Annotated in this window: 22 protein-coding genes; 10 read left to right on the top strand and 12 right to left on the bottom strand. The window is 60.8% G+C overall.

Annotated features, from left to right (window positions below):
• Positions 1-194: 194 nt before the first annotated feature.
• Positions 195-728, top strand: a complete 534-nt coding sequence (locus tag Q1A20_RS19095) for an AAA family ATPase (RefSeq protein WP_299409593.1) — start codon at positions 195-197, stop codon at positions 726-728.
• Positions 729-830: 102 nt separating this feature from the next.
• On the opposite strand, the gene infC is transcribed toward Q1A20_RS19095, so the two are convergent.
• Positions 831-1,400, bottom strand: coding sequence for a translation initiation factor IF-3 (infC, locus tag Q1A20_RS19090; RefSeq protein ID WP_298976073.1), 570 nt, complete (start codon positions 1,398-1,400; stop codon positions 831-833).
• Between the two features lie 180 nt (positions 1,401-1,580).
• Between infC and Q1A20_RS19085 the strand changes: the two genes are divergently transcribed.
• Positions 1,581-2,315: a translation initiation factor 3 gene (locus Q1A20_RS19085; protein WP_299918155.1), complete on the top strand. Its 735-nt coding sequence runs from the start codon at positions 1,581-1,583 to the stop codon at positions 2,313-2,315.
• Positions 2,316-2,374: 59 nt separating this feature from the next.
• On the opposite strand, the gene Q1A20_RS19080 is transcribed toward Q1A20_RS19085, so the two are convergent.
• The 6 genes from Q1A20_RS19080 to cysG form a co-directional block, all read right to left on the bottom strand.
• Complete coding sequence (locus Q1A20_RS19080; protein ID WP_299409587.1) at positions 2,375-3,223, bottom strand: ferredoxin--NADP reductase; 849 nt, start codon at positions 3,221-3,223, stop codon at positions 2,375-2,377.
• Positions 3,224-3,303: 80 nt separating this feature from the next.
• The gene (locus tag Q1A20_RS19075) at positions 3,304-3,723 is read right to left on the bottom strand and encodes a DUF934 domain-containing protein (RefSeq protein ID WP_299409585.1); all 420 of its coding nucleotides are present in this window, start codon (positions 3,721-3,723) and stop codon (positions 3,304-3,306) included.
• Positions 3,720-4,466, bottom strand: coding sequence for a phosphoadenylyl-sulfate reductase (locus Q1A20_RS19070; protein WP_299918152.1), 747 nt, complete (start codon positions 4,464-4,466; stop codon positions 3,720-3,722). The genes Q1A20_RS19075 and Q1A20_RS19070 overlap by 4 nt, the downstream gene beginning before the upstream one ends.
• Positions 4,456-6,120: a nitrite/sulfite reductase gene (locus Q1A20_RS19065; RefSeq protein WP_299918149.1), complete on the bottom strand. Its 1,665-nt coding sequence runs from the start codon at positions 6,118-6,120 to the stop codon at positions 4,456-4,458. The genes Q1A20_RS19070 and Q1A20_RS19065 overlap by 11 nt, the downstream gene beginning before the upstream one ends.
• Entirely contained in the window at positions 6,113-6,418 is a 306-nt protein-coding gene (locus Q1A20_RS19060) for a DUF2849 domain-containing protein (protein ID WP_299409576.1), read from the bottom strand. Before Q1A20_RS19060 ends, Q1A20_RS19065 begins: the two co-directional genes overlap by 8 nt.
• Before the next feature lies 1 nt (position 6,419).
• On the bottom strand, positions 6,420-7,853 hold the full coding sequence (gene cysG / locus Q1A20_RS19055) for a siroheme synthase CysG (protein ID WP_299918146.1): 1,434 nt from the start codon (positions 7,851-7,853) through the stop codon (positions 6,420-6,422).
• A gap of 140 nt (positions 7,854-7,993) precedes the next feature.
• Between cysG and Q1A20_RS19050 the strand changes: the two genes are divergently transcribed.
• On the top strand, positions 7,994-8,455 hold the full coding sequence (locus tag Q1A20_RS19050) for an Lrp/AsnC family transcriptional regulator (RefSeq protein WP_298976065.1): 462 nt from the start codon (positions 7,994-7,996) through the stop codon (positions 8,453-8,455).
• Between the two features lie 74 nt (positions 8,456-8,529).
• On the opposite strand, the gene Q1A20_RS19045 is transcribed toward Q1A20_RS19050, so the two are convergent.
• Complete coding sequence (locus Q1A20_RS19045) at positions 8,530-9,711, bottom strand: cytochrome P450 (RefSeq protein ID WP_299409570.1); 1,182 nt, start codon at positions 9,709-9,711, stop codon at positions 8,530-8,532.
• 60 nt (positions 9,712-9,771) lie between these two features.
• Here Q1A20_RS19045 and Q1A20_RS19040 point away from each other — a divergent pair, with 60 nt between their 5' ends.
• The 5 genes from Q1A20_RS19040 to Q1A20_RS19020 all read left to right on the top strand — a co-directional run bounded on the left by Q1A20_RS19040 (position 9,772) and on the right by Q1A20_RS19020 (position 16,136).
• Entirely contained in the window at positions 9,772-11,520 is a 1,749-nt protein-coding gene (locus Q1A20_RS19040; protein WP_299918142.1) for an ATP-binding protein, read from the top strand.
• On the top strand, positions 11,517-12,749 hold the full coding sequence (locus tag Q1A20_RS19035) for a sigma-54 dependent transcriptional regulator (RefSeq protein ID WP_299918140.1): 1,233 nt from the start codon (positions 11,517-11,519) through the stop codon (positions 12,747-12,749). The genes Q1A20_RS19040 and Q1A20_RS19035 overlap by 4 nt, the downstream gene beginning before the upstream one ends.
• A gap of 252 nt (positions 12,750-13,001) precedes the next feature.
• Positions 13,002-14,003, top strand: a complete 1,002-nt coding sequence (locus tag Q1A20_RS19030) for a DctP family TRAP transporter solute-binding subunit (protein WP_299918137.1) — start codon at positions 13,002-13,004, stop codon at positions 14,001-14,003.
• A gap of 69 nt (positions 14,004-14,072) precedes the next feature.
• Positions 14,073-14,753 carry a TRAP transporter small permease gene (locus tag Q1A20_RS19025; RefSeq protein WP_299409560.1) on the top strand — a complete coding sequence of 227 codons (681 nt, stop codon included), beginning with the start codon at positions 14,073-14,075 and terminating at the stop codon, positions 14,751-14,753.
• 3 nt (positions 14,754-14,756) lie between these two features.
• Positions 14,757-16,136: a TRAP transporter large permease gene (locus tag Q1A20_RS19020; protein ID WP_299409557.1), complete on the top strand. Its 1,380-nt coding sequence runs from the start codon at positions 14,757-14,759 to the stop codon at positions 16,134-16,136.
• A gap of 104 nt (positions 16,137-16,240) precedes the next feature.
• Here Q1A20_RS19020 and tpiA read toward each other — a convergent pair whose 3' ends face one another.
• Positions 16,241-16,990: a triose-phosphate isomerase gene (tpiA, locus tag Q1A20_RS19015; protein WP_299409555.1), complete on the bottom strand. Its 750-nt coding sequence runs from the start codon at positions 16,988-16,990 to the stop codon at positions 16,241-16,243.
• Positions 16,991-17,117: 127 nt separating this feature from the next.
• Here tpiA and Q1A20_RS19010 point away from each other — a divergent pair, with 127 nt between their 5' ends.
• Entirely contained in the window at positions 17,118-18,023 is a 906-nt protein-coding gene (locus Q1A20_RS19010) for a 2-oxoglutarate and iron-dependent oxygenase domain-containing protein (protein ID WP_299409552.1), read from the top strand.
• A gap of 4 nt (positions 18,024-18,027) precedes the next feature.
• Here the strand turns inward: Q1A20_RS19010 and Q1A20_RS19005 are convergent, their stop codons facing one another.
• The 3 genes from Q1A20_RS19005 to Q1A20_RS18995 are packed head-to-tail and all read right to left on the bottom strand — an operon-like array spanning position 18,028 to position 19,334.
• Positions 18,028-18,372 carry an iron-sulfur cluster assembly accessory protein gene (locus Q1A20_RS19005; RefSeq protein ID WP_298976056.1) on the bottom strand — a complete coding sequence of 115 codons (345 nt, stop codon included), beginning with the start codon at positions 18,370-18,372 and terminating at the stop codon, positions 18,028-18,030.
• Between the two features lie 23 nt (positions 18,373-18,395).
• On the bottom strand, positions 18,396-18,962 hold the full coding sequence (locus Q1A20_RS19000; protein ID WP_299409548.1) for a sugar O-acetyltransferase: 567 nt from the start codon (positions 18,960-18,962) through the stop codon (positions 18,396-18,398).
• A 9-nt stretch (positions 18,963-18,971) separates the two neighbouring features.
• Positions 18,972-19,334 carry an SUF system Fe-S cluster assembly protein gene (locus Q1A20_RS18995; RefSeq protein WP_298976054.1) on the bottom strand — a complete coding sequence of 121 codons (363 nt, stop codon included), beginning with the start codon at positions 19,332-19,334 and terminating at the stop codon, positions 18,972-18,974.
• Between the two features lie 178 nt (positions 19,335-19,512).
• Here Q1A20_RS18995 and Q1A20_RS18990 point away from each other — a divergent pair, with 178 nt between their 5' ends.
• Positions 19,513-21,315, top strand: a complete 1,803-nt coding sequence (locus Q1A20_RS18990) for an NAD(P)/FAD-dependent oxidoreductase (RefSeq protein WP_299409546.1) — start codon at positions 19,513-19,515, stop codon at positions 21,313-21,315.
• Positions 21,316-21,386: the final 71 nt, after the last annotated feature.

The raw sequence follows: 21,386 nt of genomic DNA, 5'->3' as shown, positions 1-21,386 counted from the left end.
GACAAAACGCGCCGTCACCGCCGCGGCCTGAAACATCCCCCGCCCCGCGGCTTCGCGCGGGGCCGGGGCTAGAGGGTGATGCATTAGATGCAGCACTCACGGATTTTGGACCATGATCCGTTCCGATTTCTGTTTGTGTCGACATCGTTACGGTGGAAAATATAATCCGCGCATCATCGGGAGCAGACACCACATTGAACAGGTTCGTTTTGATCACGGGATGTTCGGGCGGTGGTAAAACCACGCTGCTGAAAGAACTCGAAGGTCGCGGATATGCCACCGTCGCGGAACCCGGGCGGCGCATTCTGGCAGAGGAAAGGGCAGGCACCGGACGTGCATTGCCTTGGGTTGATGGGGCCGCATTTGCCCAGCGGGCAGTAGAGGTGGCGCGCTCGGATCTTGCCGCGATGCGCAACCAAAAAGGCCTTGTTTTCTTCGACCGAGGGGTGGTTGATGCCGCCGTGGCGCTGGACCATGCGACGGGTCTGCCCTATCGCCAGACCCTCGGGGCACACCGACACTACGACAGCACTGTCTTTCTTGCGCCACCCTGGCCGGAGATCTTTTCACAGAATGATGACCGTCGCCACGATCTGACTGCTGCAAAGGAAGAATTCCAGCGACTGGAAGCCGCGCTAGAGGCGTTGGGGTATGACATTTGCCTGTTGCCAAAAGTGCCCGTCGCAGAACGTGTAGAGCGCGTCCTGTCCAGGCTAAAACACTCCTAAGGGGGGCGGGCGCCGGATCGGTAAGAGGCTCAGCATATTACCAAATGAAAACGCCCTGTCCGATTGAACAGGGCGCATAGCGTTTTCACAGCATCAGCCGGATTATTTCGGCAGCGGCCCGATCAACATGACCATCTGGCGGCCTTCCATCTTGGGAAAGTTCTCCACCCGACCCACATCCTTGGTGTCCTCAGCCACACGTTCCAAGAGCTCCCGGCCCAGGTTCTGGTGCGCCATTTCACGCCCGCGAAACCGCAGCGTGATCTTCACCTTGTCGCCATTGTCGAGAAACTTGAACACGTTGCGCATTTTCACATCGTAGTCATTGGTGTCCGTATTCGGGCGGAACTTGACCTCTTTGATCTCGATGATCTTCTGCTTCTTGCGCGCTTCGGCCTCGCGTTTTTGCGTCTCGTATTTGAACTTGCCGAAATCCATGATCTTGCACACCGGCGGGTTGGCATTCGGCGAGATTTCCACAAGATCGAGACCCGCCTCATCCGCCATATCCATGGCGCGGTCCGGTGTTACAACACCGACGTTTTCACCGTCTGCGCCAATCAGGCGAATTTCAGAGCTTCGGATTTTTTCGTTGACGCGCGGGCCGGTTTCTCGTTGTGGCGGTGCGTTATGGGGTCTGCGAGCGATGGTGTTCGTCCTTGAATTGTTCATAAATATGGATGTGTAAAGTAACCGCGTGAAAGCGCCACTTCAAGCCGCAAATTAGGCTGATATGGGTCGATTGGAACTGTTTTCCCCCTTGTTGGTTTGTCCAGTGAGGTACAATTGCCATCACCACGCATAATATCGTCCGGTGTCGCGTGCCGGACAGTTACAGAGGGAAGACTCGTAATGAAAAACATCATTTGGATTCTGGTGGCCGCCGTGATCATCGGGGGCGGATATCTGTTGTATTCCGAGCAGGCGTCAGACGATTTGACGCTGGATACGACTGAAACAGACGCAGCCGATGCGACGGAAGAGGCTGCCGAGGCGGTTGAAACAGCCCCGGAGGCTGCCGAGACCCTGGCCGAAACCGCAAGCGAGGCTGCGGATGCGGTGACCGAGACGGTCACAGAGGCGGCGGAAGGGGCTGCTGATGTGGCTCAGGATGCGGCGACTGCCGTTTCCGAGGCGACGACGGAGGCTGTGGATACCGCCACGGAAACCGCCGAACAGGCGCTGGACGCTGCAAGTGAGGCCGCGACTGACCTGCAGGAAAGCGTTACGGCGCTGACCGAGGACGCAGGCACCGCAGTTGAAGAGACAGCGGTAGAAGGTGCTGAAACTGTCGAGACCGTGACGGAAACAGCTACCGAGACAGTCACCGAAGGTACGAGTTCGACAGCTGAGGCCGCAGATGGTGTCGCGGAGGATACCGTGGCCGCCGTGGACGAGGCCAAGCAAGCGGAAGCCCTGACCGTGGAAGGGTTTGATTTTGCCAAGGTCAATGAGATGATCAAAAACTCAGACCTCGGCACATCGCAAAAGCTGGTGCTGGCAAATTCGGTCAAACAAGCGCAGGACAACCCCGAACTGTTGCAAGCCGCTTTGACCCAATTGCGCGACGCCTTGGGCGTTGAATAAATAAAGAACGGCGCCGGACCAATCGGTTCGGCGCCGTTTATCACTGTAAGCTGAACGCTTTAGCCGACGAAGGCTTTCTCGACCACATAGTGTTTGGGATCGGAATTGGCGCCTTCTTCCAGCCCGAAACCTTCCAGAATTTCCTTGAGATCGGTGTTGAGCCCCATGGAGCCACAGACCATTGCGCGGTCCGTCTCAGCTGAAATGCCATCGATACCCAGATCCGCAAAAACCGTGCCATCCTTGAGCAGGGTGGTGATGCGGCCCATCTTGGGTGAGGTTTCACGCGTGGTGGTCGGATAATAGGTCAGCTTGGCCAGGTTCTCTTCGCCCAGCAATTCCAGCATCAGCTCGTCCTTGCGCAGGTTTTCGATCAATTGCCGACCATACTCCAGCTCTGCCACGTCGCGGCAGGTATGGGTCACGATCACCTGATCGTAATCCTCATAGGTCTGCGGGTCGCGCAGCAGCGAGGCAAAGGGCGCAAACCCGGTGCCGGTGGCAAAGAACCACAGGCGCTTGCCCGGCAGCAGCGCGTCATGCACCAGCGTGCCCACCGGTTTGGGGCGCAGGATGATCTCATCGCCCGGCTGGATGTGCTGCAGTTTAGAGGTCAGCGGGCCGTCCTGCACCTTGATCGAGTAGAATTCCAGCTCCTCATCCCACGAAGGTGAGGCGATGGAATAGGCGCGCAGCAGCGGTTTTTGCTTGCCGGTCTCGGGGTGCGGGTCGCCCATCAGGCCGATCATCACAAACTCGCCGGAGCGGAACCGCAGCGAGGCGGGGCGCGTCACGCGGAAGGAAAACAGGCGGTCCGTCCAATGCTGGACAGCGGTCACGGTCTGCGCGTCGGGCAGCGTCGGGATTTTTACAGCAGATGCTTCGGTCACGGGGGTTTGCTCGGTCATAATGATGTCAACGCAGGTTTACACCTGCGCAGTCCTTTTAGAAAGAAGAATGGAGAGGGGAAAGGCGTCAATCGGCCGCGTTAGGCGTTGGTTGCACCTGCGCCACGCAGTCTGGCCTGATAATTATTGTCCTGCCAGTTGGCGCGGAACTGCCATTGGTCTTGCGGTTGTCGGGCAGCCAGATCATCGGAGATCTCGACCTCGTCAAACCCGGATCGGCGCGCCATTGCGTATTGATCGGCCAGAACATGGCCTTTGGCACGCAAACGCCCAGTAAAGCCGCGCAGACGTAGCTGCCTGGCGATGGTAAAACCGCGCCCATCGGCAGAGGAGGGAAAATCCACGCGGATCATCTGCAGCCCGTCGCAGAGCGGGATCGCCTCGGGATCGGCGTCGGAGGGCACATCCAGCGCGCTGGCGTCATTGGCCGCATCAAGGGTGATGAAGGGCTCCGCCCAGTCATCGCTGGCAAAACCGGTGTCTGTAACGAGAATGCTCATGAAGGGGCTCCTGTGCGGATCGCTTTTCCGTTGACGAAGTGGATGCCACATTCGTCCTTGTCTGAATTGCGCCAGCGGCCCGCGCGGGGGTCTTCGCCAGCTGTGACGGGGGAGGTGCAGGGCGCACATCCGATAGAAGGGTAGCCCTGCGCGACCATGGGGTGGCGCGGCAGGCGGTTTTCGGCGATGTAATCAGCCACGTCGCCCGGCTGCCAATAGGCCAGCGGGTTGACCTTGATGCGGGTCGTGCCTGCTTCCACCTCGAAAAATTCCAGATCGGCGCGTTGGCCCGACTGGAACCGCTTGCGTCCGGTGATCCAGCCACCCTGCTGCTGCAGCGCCAGTTGCAGGGGCTGCGTTTTGCGCAAGGCACAGCAGGCATCGGTGTCGCGCTGGTGCAGTGTCCCATCGGGGTCCAGGTTGCGGATGGCGTCACCGCGGATGATCCGCAGGTTGCGCAGACCAAGGCGCTCCGCCACCTCCTGCTGATAGACCAGCGTCTCGGCAAAGAGCATTTCCGTGTCGATGAACAGCACCGGCACGTCGCGGTTGACCATGGCCGTCAGGTGCAGCAAAGCCACCGATTCCGCGCCAAAGCTCGACACCAGCGCCAGATCAGGCACCGCATCAAAGGCGGCCCGCAGCACGTCCGTCGCGCTATGGTGGCGCAGCGTCGCATTGAGCTGCGCCACCTGGGCACGCAGGGCCTGATCGTCCCGGGAGACAGGGTGATCAAGCGGCATTGGCCTGTGCCTCTGGGTAGAGGGCGGCTTTGAACGGGGCCAGCCCAAGGCGGCGATAGGTCTGCAGGAAGGTTTCAGCAGGCTCGGCACGCAGATCGAGATACGCCAGCACCAGACGTTCGACCGCCGGGATGATCTCATCAGCCGAGAAACCAGGCCCGGCACGTTCGCCGATGCTCGCATCTTCGGTGCCGTCGCCACCCAGCGTGATCTGATAGTTCTCCACGCCTGCGCGGTCGAGACCGAGGATGCCGATGTGGCCGACGTGGTGGTGACCACAGGCGTTAATGCAGCCGGAGATCTTGATCTTCAGCGGGCCCACGTCATGCTCCAGCTTCAGCTCGTCAAACCGTGTCGCGATTTCCTGGGCGATCGGGATCGAGCGGGCCGTGGCCAGCGCGCAATAGTCCATGCCCGGGCAGGCGATGATGTCGGAAATCAGACCGATGTTGGCGGTGGCCAGCTTCGCTTCCTTCAGCGCGGCATGAAGCGCAGGTAGGTCGGATTTATGCACATGCGGCAGGATCACGTTCTGCTCGTGGCTGATGCGCAGCTCGTCATGGCCGTATTGTTTGGCCAGATCGGCCATCACCCGCATCTGATCCGAGGACGCATCCCCGGGCGTGGCGCCATGCGCCTTCAGGCTGATCGAGACAATCGCATAGCCCGGTGCGCGGTGATCGTTGAGGTTTGTATCCGCCCAGGAGCGGAAGACCGGATCATTAGTATAGGCGCTTTCAAAAGCGGCGAGCGATTTGGTCTTGAACTTGGGCGCGGCGAAATCCGCCTCAATTCCCGCCAACAGCTGCTGGTCCACACCAGTGAACTGCGGGCGGATCAGGGCATAGCGTTCTTCGACGCGGGCGCGGATGTCCTCCAGCCCGTTCTCGTGCACAGTGATCTTGATCCGTGCCTTGTATTTGTTGTCGCGGCGGCCCAGCAGGTTGTAGACGCTGACGATCGCTTCGAGATAGGGCAGCAGGTCTTCACGCGGCAGGAAGTCGCGCAGCACCTTGCCGATCATCGGCGTCCGACCAAGGCCGCCGCCCACGATGACCTCAAAGCCAGCAACGCCGTCGCGTTCGACCATGCGCAACCCGATGTCATGAGCTTTGGTCACCGCGCGGTCATTCGGCGAACCGGTCACCGCCACCTTGAACTTGCGCGGCAGGAACTGGAATTCCGGGTGATCGGTGGACCACTGACGGATGAGCTCCGCCACAGGACGCGGATCGGCGATTTCATCTGCTGCGGCACCGGCGAAATGGTCTGCCGTCACGTTGCGGATGGTGTTGCCGGAGGTCTGGATCGCGTGCATCTGCACCTCCCCCAGCGCATCGAGCATATCGGGCACATCACGCAGCTTGGGCCAGTTGTACTGGATGTTCTGGCGCGTGGTGAAATGGCCATAGCCCTTGTCCCACTTGTCGGCGATGTCCGCCAGCACATGCATCTGGCGGCTGTTCAGCGTGCCATAGGGGATCGCCACGCGCAGCATATAGGCGTGCAATTGCAGGTAGAGCCCGTTCATCAGGCGCAGCGGTTTGAACTCGTCCTCGGTCAGCGAGCCGTCGATGCGGCGCTCGACCTGAGACCGGAATTGCGCATTGCGTTCCTTGATGAAGGCGGTATCGAAGTCTGTGTAGCTATACATGGCTGGCTGCCTCTTGTTTACCGTGGGCGTAGTTGGACGGGCCCTTGGCGCGGAAATCTTCACGGAAATGGGTGGGTTTCGGGGTCGGGCCGGAGGTGTCGACATCCGCCAGATAGACCCCCACCACCACGTCGATCTGCTGGGCGGCATCGATCAGGCGCAGGTCGGCATCGGCCTCGTCGGTCAGAACTTCTGCTTCGGCCAAATCACGTGTCCAGCCGGTGGCGGTTTGATAGATCACATCACCTTCGAGCAGGGCATTGGCGGTCACGACTTTCGGGGTGAACGGCTTGGACATATCAGAGAGCCTCCTGTGTCATGGTTTCATGTCGGTGCAGGGTTGGTTGTGCATCTGGGCTGTGTTGGTGCAGCGCGCCCGTCGCCGCGCGCGGGGCCAGACCGTAGAAGGTGAGCGCGGGGCCCGACATCTCGGCTGCGGCCAAGGCGTTGGGCAGCGCGTCGAGTGTCGTCTCCAGAATGCGCTGATCGGGGCGCGACGCGTTTTCGATCACGGTTACGGCTGTGTGGCGGTCCGCGCCGTGCATGATCAGCCTGCCTTGGATGAATCGCGCGGATTTCTTGCCCATATAGATCGCGGCAACCTCGCCGGGGCGCGCCAGCGCCGCCCAGTCATGATCGGCAAAGCCTTTCATGTCGTGGCCGGTCAGGAAACGCACCGAGGAGTTGCGCCCGCGTTTCGTGAGGCTCTGACCGATTTCGGCCACAGCGGCGGAGGCAGAGGTGATGCCGGGCACAATGCTCCAGGCGATCTGCTGCGCGTCCAGCGCATCAATCTCCTCGTCCAGACGGCCAAAGACCGTCGCATCGCCGGATTTCAGCCGCACCACCTGCGCGCCCTTTTGGGCGTGCTCAACAATCAGATCGTTGATGGCTTCCTGCGGGGTGGAAGGCCCAAAGGCTTCCTTGCCCACATCGATCATCACCGCCTCGCGGCGGGCCAGTTCGAGGATGGGTTTGCTGATCAGACGGTCGTAGATCACCACATCGGCCTCATCCAGCAACCGGCGGGCTTTCATCGTCAGCAGATCGGGGTCACCCGGGCCGCCGCCGACAAAATGCACGTGACCGGCGCGCGCCTTGCGCTGCAGGTGATCGGCAAGCAGCGTATCGAGCGCGCGGTTGACCGCGGTTTCGCCACCGCTGATCGCATCGGGGCCTGTCTGGAAGTAATAGGCGCGCCAGAAGTCCCGGCGGGCACGGCCGAAGGGCAGGGCCTCTGCAACCTTGCGGAATTTCTTGCCGATGCGCGCCAAGGGGCCAAGCGCGGCGGGCAGGCGGGCTTCGAGATCGGCCTTGATGGCGCGGGCCAGTACCGGCGCCGCGCCTTCGGTACCGATGGCAATGGTCACCGGGTCGCGGTCCACAATGGCCGGGGTGATGAACTGACTGTCGCCGAGGTTGTCAACGATATTGACCAAGGCGCCATCGGCCCGCGCGATGGCGGCGGTGCGTGCGTCTTCCGCGTCATCTTCATCGGCGGAGTAGAAGAGGGCAGCACAGACCGCATCACCCGGGGCCATGGCGCGGCGGATCAGGGTCAGTTTGGCCTCCTTGGCCCAGTGCACGATTTCCGGCGCCGGGTCGGCGCTGAAGACGGTGATGTGGCCTGCGGTTTTCATCAGCAGACGCAGCTTGGCCAGGGCAGCTTCGCCCCCGCCCGACAGGACGATGCGGCGTCCTTCGACACGCAGGAAGATCGGAAAATGGTCCATGAGGCCGCGCCTTTCGAGTTTCTTCCGCTCAATATAGGAAAAAATCCCATATTTGCGCTAGGTTTGCGGGTTGATAAGGACGTGTGTTCTGAATTAGTTGAGAAATAGAACAAATGACCGCTTAGAAGGGGTTTTGCAGAATGAGCGTTCGAATAGACGACACAGACCGGAAAATCCTTGGCGAGCTGCAGCGCGATGCCAGCCAGTCATTGGACGAAATTGCGGCCCAGGTGGGCTCCTCCAAGACCCCGGTGTGGAATCGGATTCGCAAAATGCGCGATGCGGGCGTGATCGGGCAGCAGACCGTTGTGCTCGATGCGGATGCGCTGGGATTTGAGGCATGTTTCTTTGTCCTAATCCGCACCTCCGAGCATGAGGCAGAGTGGCAGGCAGCGTTTCTGAAAGCGCTGCGTGACAGACCGGAAGTGCAGGAGGCGCACCGGCTGGCAGGAGATATCGACTATATTCTTAAAGTGCGGGTGAAGAATGCGCGCGCCTATGATGCGTTTTATCAGGCGCTGATCTCAGAGGTGCGGGTGCACAATGTGACGGCTTTGCTGTCGATGGAAGAGATCAAATCCACCACCATGCTGCCGCTCTGATCCGTGATCCAAAGGCGCGGCTTACGCCGCATTTTTATGCTTGGCGCATGTGGCCGATGTGAGCCCATCGCGGCCTAAGGTGTGACGTGCAGATGGCGCAGGCCGTGGAAATGGTAACTGTTTGAATAAAAGGGTTTTCCAGTAAATTTCAGATGTGGCACATGGGCAAAGAGACGCTGCAGGCCCATTTGCAGCTCCAGCCTTGCCAGTGGCGCGCCAACGCAGAAATGCAGCCCACCCCCGAAGGCCGCGTGAGCTGTGGGGGTGCGGAAAGGCTCAAAACGGTTCGGGCCTTCGGTCTGGGCGGGATCACGGCCCGCAGCCCCCAGCATGAGCGCGACCTGCGCGCCCTTTTTCAACGGATGGCCCCGCACCTCGATATCTTCGTAGGCATAGCGCGTGAACATGTGCAGGGGCGGATCAAAGCGCAGAACTTCCTCCACCGTGTCAGCGATGGCATCGGGCGCCAGGGCGGTGTGGGGGATGTCGTGCTCCAGGAGTGCCTTTACCGCATTTCCCAGAGTCTGAACCGTTGCCTCGTGACCGGCATTCAGGAGCAGAATGCAGGTCCCGATCATTTCGTCCCGGGTGAGCGTTTCACCGTCTTCTTCCGCTGCGATCAGATGGGTGATCAGATCGTCGCGCGGATCGCTGCGTCGCTTTTCGATATAGCCGCCCAGAAAATCAGCGAACGCCAGCGCCGCAGTATTTGCGGCAATTTCGGTATCGCGGGTTTTGCCCGCCTGATACATGGCCACCATCGCATTGGACCAGCGCAGCAGGCTGTCCGACATCTCCTCCGGCACGCCCAAAAGTCGCGCGATCACACGGACGGGCAAGGCGGTACAAAAGGCAGGGATCAGATCAAAGGGGCCTTCTGGAAAGGCCGCCAAGAGGTCGTCGCAGATCTCGTGAATGTCCGGCGCCAGCGCCTTCACCCGCCGCGAGGTGAACGCCCGCAACACCAGACCGCGCAATCGCGTGTGGGTGGGTGGCTCCATATCCAGCATCGAGTGGTGCTCAACCGCATCAAACCCGCGCAAGTGCTCCGGTACGGGGTGTTTCTGATCGTCTGGCACAGCCCGCCCCAAACGCCGGTCGCGCAACAGGGCCTGCACCGTTGCGGCGTCAAAAACCGCCATCATCCCATAATCATGCCAGTACTGCACCGGATCATCCGCCAATACACGCGCATAGAGCGCATAAGGATCTTGCACAAAAGCAGGATCGAGCGGGGATTGGTGCAGCGTTTTCATAGGCCTCTTTAACCGCCAGGGCACTGGTCAAGGCAAGGGGCTGTTTGTAAACTCGCGCTGATGTCCAAGGGTTTGATGCACCGCGTGCTGATCATAGCCATGTTTCTGGGCGCGGTGGCGGCGGCCTCTGCGGGGGTCTGGCGCTATGGGTATCTGCAGGCGCTGGGTCAGTTGGAGCGGCAGGGGCAAAGTGACCTGACGCTGGCCAGCGATCGCTTGGTCGGTCAGTTGCAACGCTTTCGGGAACTCGCCGTTTTTCTGGCAGATCATCCCTATAGTGCGGCGCTTGCGCAGGGGCGCGGTGTAGAAGCGGCTCGGCGGCTGTTTCTGGAAGCGGCTGACAAAGCGGATGCGCTTGACGTGATGTATGTCGATCTGGAGGGGCAGATACAGGCCTCTGCGCGCGCCTTGTCGGACGCAAAGCTGGGCGATACGGATTACGTCAAACGCGCCATGCAGGGGGCGTTGGGGCGCGATCACGGGATCGGCACGCCGCTCGTGCAGCGGGCGTTTTACTATGCAGCGCCGGCCTTTGGACCGGGCGGCAAGGTGCAGGGCGCTGTGGTGGTCGCCGTGGGGATGCACGGTATCGAAGACGCCTGGCGCGGTGGGCTGCGCGCGGTCTTTTTCACGGATGAGCAGGGAAAGGTCTTTGTCACGAACCGGTCGGAACTGGTCTTGTGGCAGCGACCGCCCGATGGCCCGGGTCTGGCCCCGCCCTTTGGTCAGGCGCCGCCCTTTGCCAGCTATGAGACCGGTGGCCATGAGATCTGGCAATTGGGCTGGGGGCCCTATTTGCCGAAAAATGCGCTGCATCTGGTGCGCGACCTGCCAGTGATCGGCCTGACCGCAGAGGTGCTGGTGGATGTGGCGCCTGCGCGCCAATTGGCCAAGTTGCAGGCGACGGTTGTCGCAGCGCTGTGTCTGGCCTTTGGTGCGATGCTGTTTCTGGCCACTGAACGGCGGCGGGCGCTGGCGCGGGCCAATGCACAGCTGGAAGAACGGGTGGCGCGCCGCACCGCCGCCCTGTCGGAGATCAACACGGCCCTGCGCCAGGAAGTGGGCGAGCGCAAGGAGGCGCAAACCGCTTTGGCGCGGGCGCAAGCCGATCTGGTGCAGGCCAGCAAGCTCAGCGCTTTGGGCAAGATGAGCGCCGGGATCAGCCATGAGTTGAACCAACCGCTGATGGCGATCCGCTCCTTTGCGGAAAACGCAGGGCTGTTTCTGGACCGCGGCCAGCCTGAGCGGGCCACCGAAAATCTGGGCCGGATATCGGATATGGCGCGCCGCATGGGCCGGATCATCAAGAACCTGCGCGCTTTTTCCACACAGCAGACCGAACCGATGACCCGCGTCGATCTGGTGGCCGTGCTGGACAGTTCGGTTGAGATGATCAGTACCCGGGCGGCCGAGATGGACGTTACCCTAGATTACACAAGCGCCGGGCACCCCATCTGGGTCAAAGGGGGCGAGGTGCGGCTGGGCCAGGTCTTTGTAAACCTGATGACCAACGCGCTGGATGCCATGAGCGAGAGCGAGACGCGGCGCCTGACGGTTTCTGTCACGCGGGGCAATCCGCTTAGCATCGATATCCGCGACACCGGGCCGGGGGTGCGTGATCCGGAAAAGGTGTTCGACCCGTTCTATTCGACCAAGGAGGTTGGCGCGTCAGAAGGCATGGGGCTGGGCCTGTCGATCTCTTATGGGATCATGCAGAGCTTTGGCGGTGAAATCCGGGTGCGCAATTGTGACCCCGGCGCGCTTTTTTCCGTTGAAGTCCAGCCATGGGCGGCACAGAAAGCCGCATGAGCACCCGCGTTCTATTGGTCGATGACGATGCTGCCGTGCGTGATGCGCTGGCGCAGACGCTCGAATTGGCGGATCTGGAGCCGGTCACGGCGGGTTCCTTCGTGGCGGCCAAGGACCTGATCACGGCAGATTTTGACGGCGTGATCCTCTCGGATCTGCGGATGCCTGGCCGGGACGGGTTTCACCTGCTGTCCTATGCCCGCGCGCAGGATGCGGATCTGCCGGTGATCCTGCTCACGGGCGAGGGGGATATTCCCACCGCCATGAAAGCCGTGGGGCAGGGGGCGTTTGATTTTCTGGAAAAACCCTGCGCGCCCGCCGACCTGCTGGCCGTGCTGGAGCGGGCCTTGAAAACGCGGCGTCTGGTGCTGGACAATCGCCGGTTGCGCGCGTTGATCGAGACCGGCGATCCGGCTGCGCGCATGCTCTTTGGCGCGTCACAGCTTGCGGAAGGGCTGCGGGCGCGGGTACGCCGCGTCGCTGTGACAGAAACCGAAGTGCTGGTCACCGGGGCGCCGGGCACCGGTATTTCGAAAGTCGCGGAAGTCATCCACCTGTGCTCCGCGCGCTCCAAAGCGCCGTTTGTCAAACGGGCTGCGGCGGCATCGGATGTGGCCGAGCTTTCCGAAGCGCTGGAAACGGCGCGCTCTGGCAGTCTTTTCCTGGATGAGATCACTCAAATGCCCGCGCAGGCGCAGCTCGGTTTGCTGGAGGCGCTGGAGAACGGGACAGAGACCCGCGTGATTGCCGGGTCAAACCGCGATCTGGCCGCCAGTGTCGAAGCGGGGCAGTTGAATTCGGAGCTTTATTATCGGCTCGAAGTTACGCCGGTGCGCATCCCGTCCCTGTCCGAGCGGCCGGAGGATATTCCGATCCTCTTTCGCCACTACGTCGCGCAAGCCAGCGAGCAGGCGGGGCTGAGCGCGCCCGAGATCACCCCACAGGTGGTTGCCAGATTGATGGCGCGGGATTGGCCAGGGAACGCCCGGGCGCTGATGTCGGAGGCGATGCGATTCTCCTTGGGCCTGGCCAAAGAGGCAACACCCGATACCAACCTGGGTCTTGCGGAGCAGATGGCACAGGTGGAACAGAGCCTGCTGGAACAGGCACTGCGCCGTGCGGAAGGGCGCGCTGTTGTGGCCGCTGAAGCGCTGCAACTGCCGCGCAAAACCTTCTACGACAAACTGACCCGCTACGGGATTCGAGCCGAAGATTACCGCGAGAAATAATGTGCGGATTTTCGCACAAATCATGGGGGTGATGTGCGGCCTCCCGCACGCAGGTGAAATGCTGCAAGCGGACAATTGCCTTCAATACGCCTCGTATCATTATGGTAAGTAAGCGTTTTTCCTGAAATATACGGGCGAAATTCATAACGCTTGCCCTTCGCGAATAAGGGCTATTTGATATCCCACAGCGCATCCAACGCGTGATGCCCGACAAGAAAATGAAAAGCCAAAAAGTTTCTGGGAGGAAACCACATGAGAATTGTAACTGCTGCCCTCACGGCGCTGACCCTTTCGGTGAGCGCATCTGCCGTCGCTGCGGCCTGCGATGATGGCGAGATCGTCATCAAATTCAGCCACGTGACCAACACCGACCGTCACCCCAAAGGCATTGCGGCGAGCCTGCTGCAAACACGGGTGAACGAAGAAATGAACGGCAAGGCCTGCATGGAGGTCTTCCCGAATTCCACGCTTTATAACGATGATCAGGTGCTGGAAGCGCTGCTGCAGGGCGACGTGCAGATGGCCGCGCCCTCGCTGTCCAAGTTCGAGCAGTTCACCAAAGTGTTCCGCATCTTCGATCTGCCCTTCATGTTCAAGAACATTGATGCAGTAGACGCGTTCCAGAACTCCGAAACCGGTCAGGCGATGAAGGAATCGATGACCCGTCGCGGGCTGATTGGTCTGGCGTTCTGGCACAATGGCATGAAACAGATGTCCGCCAATGTGGCACTGAACAGCCCCGCGGATGCCAACGGTCTGAAGTTCCGGGTGCAAAACTCTGACGTGCTCAAGGCGCAGATGGCGGCTCTGGGCGGCTCACCCCAGCCGATGGCTTTCTCCGAAGTATACGGCGCGCTGCAGACCGGCGTCGTCGACGGGCAGGAGAACACATGGTCCAACATCTACGGCCAGAAGTTCTTTGAGGTGCAGGACGGCATCACCGAGACCAACCACGGCATCATCGACTACATGCTCGTGACATCCACCGACTGGTGGGATGCGCTGGACGCGGATGTGCGCGATCAACTGTCCACCATCGTGGCGGAAGTGACCGAGGCGCGAAATGCCGAATCCACCTCCGTGAACGAAGAAGCCAAGGCCGCAATCATCGAGGCCGGCGGCGTTGTGCGCCAGTTGGATGAAGCGTCCCGCGCCGAATGGGTTGCGACGATGAAACCCGTCTGGGAGCAGTTCAAAGACGACGTCGGTCAGGAAAACATCGACGCAGCACAGGCGATCAACGCCGGTTTCTAAGGCCTTATCGGCCATCCCATCCGGCCCTGACATCGCGGGCCGGATGGACTAATCTGGGGGGAGGGGCGCATGTCGCATTCCTATGAGGCGGAAACGATCCTGGGTCGGATCGTCAACGAAATCGAGGAAACGGCGATTGCCCTGATCCTTGGACTGATGACCATCCTGACATTCATCAATGTGGTGCTGCGCTACGGGTTCAATACCGGCATCATCTGGGGGCTGGAGGCGGTCACGTTCCTATTTGCCTGGCTGGTGCTCTTTGGGGTGAGCTACTGCGTGAAGGTCACCGCCCACCTTGGGGTGGATGCGGTCATCAACCTCTTTTCCCCGCCCGTCCGGCGCACCTTGGCGCTGTTTGCTGCAGCGGTTTGCGTGGTCTATGCGGCCCTGGTGTTCAAAGGCGCCTGGGACTACTGGGCTCCCTTTGCCGGGTTCGATGCGACCTCGGGGCGTTGGTTCCCCACCGGGTTTGAAAACAGCCGGGATCAGGCGTGGTACGAGGTTGTCGACATGCCGATGCCCGAATGGCTCCGCTGGATCGAGCCGATTTTCAATGAAAACGAAGAATACGAGAAAATTCCGCGGTTTATCCCCTATGCCATGCTGCCCTTCGGCATGGGGCTGCTGCTCTTTCGCTTCCTGCAGGCCACGCTGCGCCTGCTGCGCGGAGAGGCCACCAGCCTGATCGTCAGCCATGAGGCCGAAGACGAGGTCGAAGCCGTCAAACATATGAACGCGGGGAAATAACCCATGGAAGTCGCTATTCTTTTTGCCATGGTCGTTGGCCTGATGCTGGTCGGCGTGCCGATCGCTGTGAGCCTCGGCATGTCCTCGATCGTCTTCCTGCTGGTGCTGAGTGATACGTCGCTGGCCTCCATCGCGCAGACGCTGTTTCAGGCGATGGCAGGGCATTACACGCTGCTGGCGATCCCGTTTTTCATCCTTGCCTCCAGCTTTATGTCCACCGGGGGCGTGGCCAAGCGGATCATCCGGTTTTCCATCGCCCTGGTCGGGCATTTGCCGGGCGGGTTGGCCATCGCGGGTGTCTTTGCCTGTATGCTCTTTGCGGCGCTGTCCGGCTCGTCCCCGGCCACGGTGGTGGCCATCGGCTCCATTGTCATCGCGGGCATGCGGCAGGTCGGGTATACCAAGGATTTTGCCGCTGGTGTGATCGCCAACGCGGGCACGCTGGGCATCCTGATCCCGCCTTCCATCGTGATGGTGGTCTATGCTTCGGCCACGGATGTTTCCGTGGGCCGAATGTTTCTGGCCGGTGTCATTCCGGGCCTGATGGCGGGATCCATGCTGATGGTGACCATCTACATCATCGCCAAAATTCGCGACCTGCCAAAAGGTGAGTGGCGGGGATGGGGCGAGGTCTTTGCCTCCGGGCGCGAGGCGGGATGGGGTCTGTTCCTGATCGTGATCATTCTGGGCGGCATCTACGGCGGGATTTTCACCCCGACGGAGGCGGCAGCGGTAGCGGCGGTCTATGCGTTCTTCATTGCAAGCTTCGTTTACCGGGACATGGGGCCGCTGCATGTCAAAGGCGACGAGACGCGCAACCTGTCGCTGATGCAGAAGCCCATCGCGCTGGTCACGGCATTCTTTCACCGCGACACCAAGAATACGCTTTTCGAGGCCGGCAAGCTGACTGTCACACTGATGTTCATCATCGCCAACGCGCTGATCCTGAAACACGTGCTGACCGACGAGCAGATCCCGCAGCAGATCGCGAGCGCCATGCTGGACGCCGGGTTCGGGCCCATCGTGTTTCTGGTGATCGTAAATGTGATCCTGCTGATCGGTGGACAATTCATGGAGCCGTCCGGGCTTTTGGTGATCGTTGCGCCCTTGGTCTTTCCCATCGCCATCGAATTGGGGATCGATCCCATTCACCTCGGCATCATCATGGTGGTGAACATGGAGATCGGGATGATCACGCCGCCGGTGGGTCTCAACCTCTTCGTGACCTCGGGCGTGGCCAACATGCCGATGTGGGCCGTGGTCAAGGCGGCGCTGCCCTTCACCGCGGTGCTCTTTGTCTTCCTGATCATGGTCACCTACATCCCGATCATCAGCACCTGGTTGCCAACGCTGGTGATGGGGCCGGAGATTATCGTGAAATAGGGGCTCCGCCCCGTTCGGCCCTCGGACTGTCCGCGGGACAGTCCGCCGCTGGCGCGGACCGGACCTCACCCCCCGGGGATTTTTTTGGCCAGAAGAAGCGGGGGTCAGCTCTTTTCGAGCGCGTGGATGATCGGCGAAAAGTCTTCGGCTTTCAGGCTCGCACCCCCGACAAGCGCGCCATCGACATTTGCGGTCGCAAAGATGTTGGCGGCATTATCGGGTTTGACCGATCCGCCATAGAGCAGGCGGATCGCCTCACCGGTCTCGGCGCCAAAGCGCGCGACCAGTTCAGCCCGGAGTTTTGCATGGACCTCGGCGATCTGCGCCAGCGTGGGGATCTTGCCGGTGCCGATGGCCCAGATCGGTTCATAAGCGACCACCAGGGTGGCGGCGGTGCTAGCCTCCGGCACCGACCCGGCCAGTTGTGCGGTGATCAGGGGCAGAGCCTCGCCAGCCTCGCGTTGCGACAGGCTCTCGCCGAGGCAGACAATGGCGATGAGCCCGTTTGACTGGGCCGCCACGGCTTTGGCCTGCACCTGTGCATCCGTATCACCGTAGGCTTCCCGGCGCTCGGAATGTCCGACAATCACATAGCCCGCGCCCGTGTCCGCGATCATGCCTGCGCTGACGTCCCCGGTGAAAGCCCCCTTGGCCTCTGCGTGGCAATCCTGTGCGCCGATGGCGACGGGCCCGCCCGCGCAGCGTGTGGTTGCAGGGATCAGCAGCGGGTGAGGTGGGCAGATCACGATGTCGCAGGGGCTCTCTGCATGGCTCGCTATGAGCCCGTCCAGCACGCTCAGGCCTGCCTGCGCGCCATTCATCTTCCAATTGCCTGCTGCCATTTTCCGCCGCATGAAACTCTCCTGCCATGATGTCTGCCCTTTGGTAACAGCCTGATCCTGTGGCGGCAATCGACCAGCGCTGCTTGCGCCGCAGTTCTTCCTGTGGCAGGGGCAGTCGGACAGGTTTCGGAGACGCATGATGATCCCCAGGTTGGACGCCCGATTGATGGCAAAAGGTGACGCCGACACCATGGCGCAGTTGCGCGAGGCGGCGACGGGCATCGGTTTTTTCACCGTTTTCAACACCGACCTCACACCGGCAAGGATGCAGGATGTGCTGGCGCAGTATCGGGCGTTTTTCCTCCTGCCGGAGGCGGAAAAAGCCACCATCGACATGGCCCGCACCGGGGCAAATCGCGGGTGGGGGGCGTCTGGCTCCGAGCAGGTCGACCCAGCGGCCAATCCCGACTACAAACAGTTCTTTGACAGCGGCTTCACACTGCCCGCGGGTGACCCGCGCGGTGCCTTGCCGGTCTATGCGCCCAACCAGTGGCCAGCCTCCCTGCCGACGTTCCAGCGCGAGATCGAGCGCTACTATGATCAGGCACGCGGCGTTGCGATGGATGTTCTGCGCGGGATCGCCCGGGCAATTGACGCGCCTGATGATTACTTCGACGAGGCGTTTGAGACACCGATGGCGCTGTTGCGGGGGAACTATTATCCGGCCCGCCCAGCCTGGGCGACGGCGCGGGATTTTGGCATCGCCACGCATACCGATTATGGCTGTCTGACCTTGCTGGCCACGGATGGTGGACCGGGCCTGGAGGTGCGCAAGCGGGGCGGTGGGTGGATCCCGGTATCAGCCCCACCGGGCGAGTTTGTGATCAATTTCGGCGAGATGATGGAGATCTGGACGGATGATCTGGTACGCGCCACACCGCACCGGGTGATCGGAACCGACTTTGAACGCATCTCCATCCCGTTGTTTTTCAACCCGTCCCACGACACCAACATCGCACCGCGCGGATCAGGCAAGACCATGTTGGCGGGCGATCACCTGTCGCGGCGCTTTGCCGAGACCTATGTGCATTTGAAAAAACCCTGAGAGGTCAGCCAAATTTAATCGATTCACCGCAGCCGCAGGCCTCGGTGACATTTGGATTGCGGAACTTGAAGCCGCTTTCCAGCAAGGAGGTTTCATAATCGATCTCGGTGCCGAAAAGGAACATCTGCGCCATTGGGGCGATCATCACGCGCGCGCCATCCTGTTCCACGATCTCGTCGTTGGGATCGGTCTCTTCGACATACTCCATGGTGTATTCCATGCCCGCACAACCGCCTTTCTTGACGCCAATGCGCAGACCCGCATGACCCGCTGAGGTCATGAGCTTGGACACCTGTGCGGCGGCCTTGGGGGTCAGTGTGACGGCTTGCTTGCCGGGAATACCAAACATGGAACCTCTCCTTTGACGCCAATCTAAGCAGTCTGAGCGCGCGGGACAAGCGGGCGCGCGGGATTTCCTGCGACCGTCACCTCGGCTGAAACACTCCGGGTGACCACGGCACCGGCGCCGATGACCGCATCGTCGCCCACCGTCACCCCCGGCAGGATGATTGCGCCGCCGCCAATCCAGACATTCCGCCCGATTTCAATGGGTTGGCCAAACTCCAACCCGGCATCCCGTTGATGCGGCGCGCGCGGATGATCTGCGGTAAGGATTTGTACCAGCGGTCCGATCTGGGTTTTGTCGCCGATGCGAATGTCACAAACGTCCAGCAACACACAACCATAGTTGAAAAAGACATCGGCGCCGAGATGGACGTTATAGCCATAATCGGTATAGAAGGGGGTACGCAACGCACAACCTGAACCGCGGCTTCCAAGCCATTGATCCAGAATGGTTTTGCGATCCTCGGTGTCCGACACAATGGTCGCATTATACTGGCGCTGCAGGGTTTGACTGCGGGCGCGATCCCGCACCAGTTCTGCATCCCCGGGCAAATACATCTCGCCCGCGATCATTTTCTGTTTTTCGGTTGTCATTGGGGGGGCTTACATAAAACCCAGTTCGAGCCGCGCCTCGTCAGACATCATATCCATGCCCCAGGGTGGCTCCCAGACCAGCTCGACATTGACGTGTTTGACACCGGCAATCGGCTCCACCGCGTCGGCCACCCAGCCGGGCATTTCACCCGCCACGGGGCATCCAGGCGCGGTCAGCGACATCTTGATGGCCACTTCGCTTTCATCATTGATATCAATGGTATAGATGAGGCCCAGCTCGTAGATATTGACCGGGATTTCCGGGTCATACACGCTCCGGCACGCTTCGACGATCTGCTCATAGAGCGGATGGTCCGTTGAGGAGGGCGCAATCAGAGGTGCGCCTTCGAGCGGTTCGGGTGCATTGTTCATCGAGGGCCTCTCTTATTCCTTAGCGTTTTATATAGGAATTTCGGCGGGGGCGTAAAGGGGTCTGGAGGGGGATTGCTCTGCGCCCGAGCCCCGGTGGGCACCACAGGGTACAAAAGTATGCCTCGCCTGAGAGAACAGGTTCTGCCACACTTCTTCTCGTCTGACGGGAGGTAGATGCATGCTGGATACAACGACCAACGACCAGGTAACGGATTTTCTGGATAGATTTGGGGCAGCGCTGGAGGCCGGGGACATTGATGCCGCCGCAGCGCTGTTTCAGACCGATTGCTATTGGCGCGATCTGGTTACGTTCACATGGAATATCAAAACGATGGAAGGTCAGGATCAGGTGCGCGACATGCTGGATGCGCAGCTATCTGCCACCAAACCCACAGCCTGGCGCGTTGCCGAGGGCGAAATGGCGACGGAAGACGGTGGAATCATCACCGCCTGGATCAGTTTCGAGACCGCCGTGGCGCGTGGGTATGGGTTGGTCCGGCTCAAGGACGGGCTGATCTGGACCCTTTTGACGACCATGGTCGAGTTGAAAGGGCACGAGGAACCGCTGGGCTACGAACGACCACTGGGGGCCAAACATGGGGCGGGCAAACACCGGCTGACCTGGGCCGAAGAGCTTGAAAAAGAACGCGCGGAGCTGGGCTACAAGACGCAACCCTATACTGTGATCATCGGCGGCGGGCAGGGCGGCATCGCGCTGGGGGCGCGGCTGCGGCAGCTGGGTGTGCCCACGATCATCGTCGAGAAAAACGACCGTCCCGGTGACAGCTGGCGCAACCGTTACAAATCCCTCTGCCTGCACGATCCGGTCTGGTATGACCATTTGCCTTATCTGCCGTTCCCGCCGAATTGGCCGGTCTTTGCCCCCAAGGACAAGATCGGTGACTGGCTGGAGATGTATACCAAGATCATGGAGCTGAACTACTGGACCCGCTCCACGGTGCAGAACGCCAAATATGACGCCGCAACCAAGGAATGGGTCGTGACCGTCGATCGTGATGGCGAAGAGGTTGTGCTGAAACCGAAGCAACTGATCTTTGCCACCGGCATGTCTGGCAAGGCCAATATGCCGGAGCTGCCGGGCATGGACAGTTTCAAGGGCGATCAACATCATTCCAGCGCGCATCCGGGGCCGGATGCTTATGCCGGGAAAAAGGCGGTGGTCATCGGGTCGAACAATTCTGCCCATGACATTTGCGCGGCCCTTTGGGAGGCGGATGTGGACGTGACGATGGTGCAGCGGTCGTCGACCCATATCGTGCGCTCCGAGCCGCTGATGGAAATCGGGCTGGGCGATCTTTATTCCGAGCGCGCGGTCGAGGCCGGGATGACGCATCACAAGGCCGATCTGATCTTTGCCTCGCTGCCCTACAGGATCCTGCACGAATTCCAGATCCCGGTTTATGACAAGATCAAGGAAGTGGATGCGGAGTTCTACGCCGGGCTTGAGAAAGCCGGTTTCCAGCTCGATTGGGGCGCGGATAACTCCGGTCTGTTCATGAAATATCTGCGGCGCGGGTCGGGGTATTACATCGATGTGGGCGCGAGCCAGCTGGTGATTGATGGCAAGATCAAACTGGCGCACGGACAGGTCACGGAAGTGGTCGAGGATGGGGTGGTCCTGGACAATGGCGCCAAGCTGGAGGCGGATGTAATTGTCTACGCCACGGGCTATGGCTCGATGAACGGCTGGGTGGCCGATATCATCGATCAGGACACCGCGGATAAAGTCGGCAAAGTCTGGGGGTTGGGCTCCGATACGCCGAAAGATCCCGGGCCCTGGGAGGGCGAGCAGCGGAATATGTGGAAGCCGACGCAGGTTGACGCGCTGTGGTTCCACGGCGGCAATCTGCACCAGTCCCGGCACTATTCGCAGTTCCTGTCGCTGCAGATCAAGGCGCGGTACGAAGGCATCGACACGCCGGTCTATGGCTTGCAGGAAGTGCATCACAACGGACGGTGAGGTTCGCGGCGGCGGCCCTCAAAAGGACCGCCGCTTTATTGGCTGCGCGGCAACGGGTATTTCAAGGGGCG

Origin of the sequence: uncultured Roseobacter sp., from assembly GCF_947501835.1 — a bacterium.
Taxonomy (GTDB): domain Bacteria; phylum Pseudomonadota; class Alphaproteobacteria; order Rhodobacterales; family Rhodobacteraceae; genus Roseobacter.
Note: the sequence above shows the minus strand (reverse complement) of the source record. Positions and strands in the feature narration are given on the sequence as shown.

Excerpts from the sequence above, each read along its gene's own strand:
- Q1A20_RS18995 (WP_298976054.1), bottom strand. The coding sequence starts at position 19,334 with ATGAACAATGCACCCGAACCGCTCGAAGGCGCACCTCTGATTGCGCCC.
- Q1A20_RS19085 (WP_299918155.1), top strand. The coding sequence starts at position 1,581 with ATGAAAAACATCATTTGGATTCTGGTGGCCGCCGTGATCATCGGGGGC.
- Q1A20_RS18990 (WP_299409546.1), top strand. The coding sequence starts at position 19,513 with ATGCTGGATACAACGACCAACGACCAGGTAACGGATTTTCTGGATAGA.
- tpiA (WP_299409555.1), bottom strand. The coding sequence starts at position 16,990 with ATGCGGCGGAAAATGGCAGCAGGCAATTGGAAGATGAATGGCGCGCAG.
- Q1A20_RS19070 (WP_299918152.1), bottom strand. The coding sequence starts at position 4,466 with ATGCCGCTTGATCACCCTGTCTCCCGGGACGATCAGGCCCTGCGTGCC.
- Q1A20_RS19075 (WP_299409585.1), bottom strand. The coding sequence starts at position 3,723 with ATGAGCATTCTCGTTACAGACACCGGTTTTGCCAGCGATGACTGGGCG.
- Q1A20_RS19035 (WP_299918140.1), top strand. The coding sequence starts at position 11,517 with ATGAGCACCCGCGTTCTATTGGTCGATGACGATGCTGCCGTGCGTGAT.
- Q1A20_RS19080 (WP_299409587.1), bottom strand. The coding sequence starts at position 3,223 with ATGACCGAGCAAACCCCCGTGACCGAAGCATCTGCTGTAAAAATCCCG.
- Q1A20_RS19030 (WP_299918137.1), top strand. The coding sequence starts at position 13,002 with ATGAGAATTGTAACTGCTGCCCTCACGGCGCTGACCCTTTCGGTGAGC.
- Q1A20_RS19000 (WP_299409548.1), bottom strand. The coding sequence starts at position 18,962 with ATGACAACCGAAAAACAGAAAATGATCGCGGGCGAGATGTATTTGCCC.
- Q1A20_RS19010 (WP_299409552.1), top strand. The coding sequence starts at position 17,118 with ATGATCCCCAGGTTGGACGCCCGATTGATGGCAAAAGGTGACGCCGAC.
- infC (WP_298976073.1), bottom strand. The coding sequence starts at position 1,400 with ATGAACAATTCAAGGACGAACACCATCGCTCGCAGACCCCATAACGCA.
- Q1A20_RS19045 (WP_299409570.1), bottom strand. The coding sequence starts at position 9,711 with ATGAAAACGCTGCACCAATCCCCGCTCGATCCTGCTTTTGTGCAAGAT.
- Q1A20_RS19005 (WP_298976056.1), bottom strand. The coding sequence starts at position 18,372 with ATGTTTGGTATTCCCGGCAAGCAAGCCGTCACACTGACCCCCAAGGCC.
- cysG (WP_299918146.1), bottom strand. The coding sequence starts at position 7,853 with ATGGACCATTTTCCGATCTTCCTGCGTGTCGAAGGACGCCGCATCGTC.
- Q1A20_RS19040 (WP_299918142.1), top strand. The coding sequence starts at position 9,772 with ATGTCCAAGGGTTTGATGCACCGCGTGCTGATCATAGCCATGTTTCTG.
- Q1A20_RS19060 (WP_299409576.1), bottom strand. The coding sequence starts at position 6,418 with ATGTCCAAGCCGTTCACCCCGAAAGTCGTGACCGCCAATGCCCTGCTC.
- Q1A20_RS19020 (WP_299409557.1), top strand. The coding sequence starts at position 14,757 with ATGGAAGTCGCTATTCTTTTTGCCATGGTCGTTGGCCTGATGCTGGTC.
- Q1A20_RS19050 (WP_298976065.1), top strand. The coding sequence starts at position 7,994 with ATGAGCGTTCGAATAGACGACACAGACCGGAAAATCCTTGGCGAGCTG.
- Q1A20_RS19025 (WP_299409560.1), top strand. The coding sequence starts at position 14,073 with ATGTCGCATTCCTATGAGGCGGAAACGATCCTGGGTCGGATCGTCAAC.
- Q1A20_RS19065 (WP_299918149.1), bottom strand. The coding sequence starts at position 6,120 with ATGTATAGCTACACAGACTTCGATACCGCCTTCATCAAGGAACGCAAT.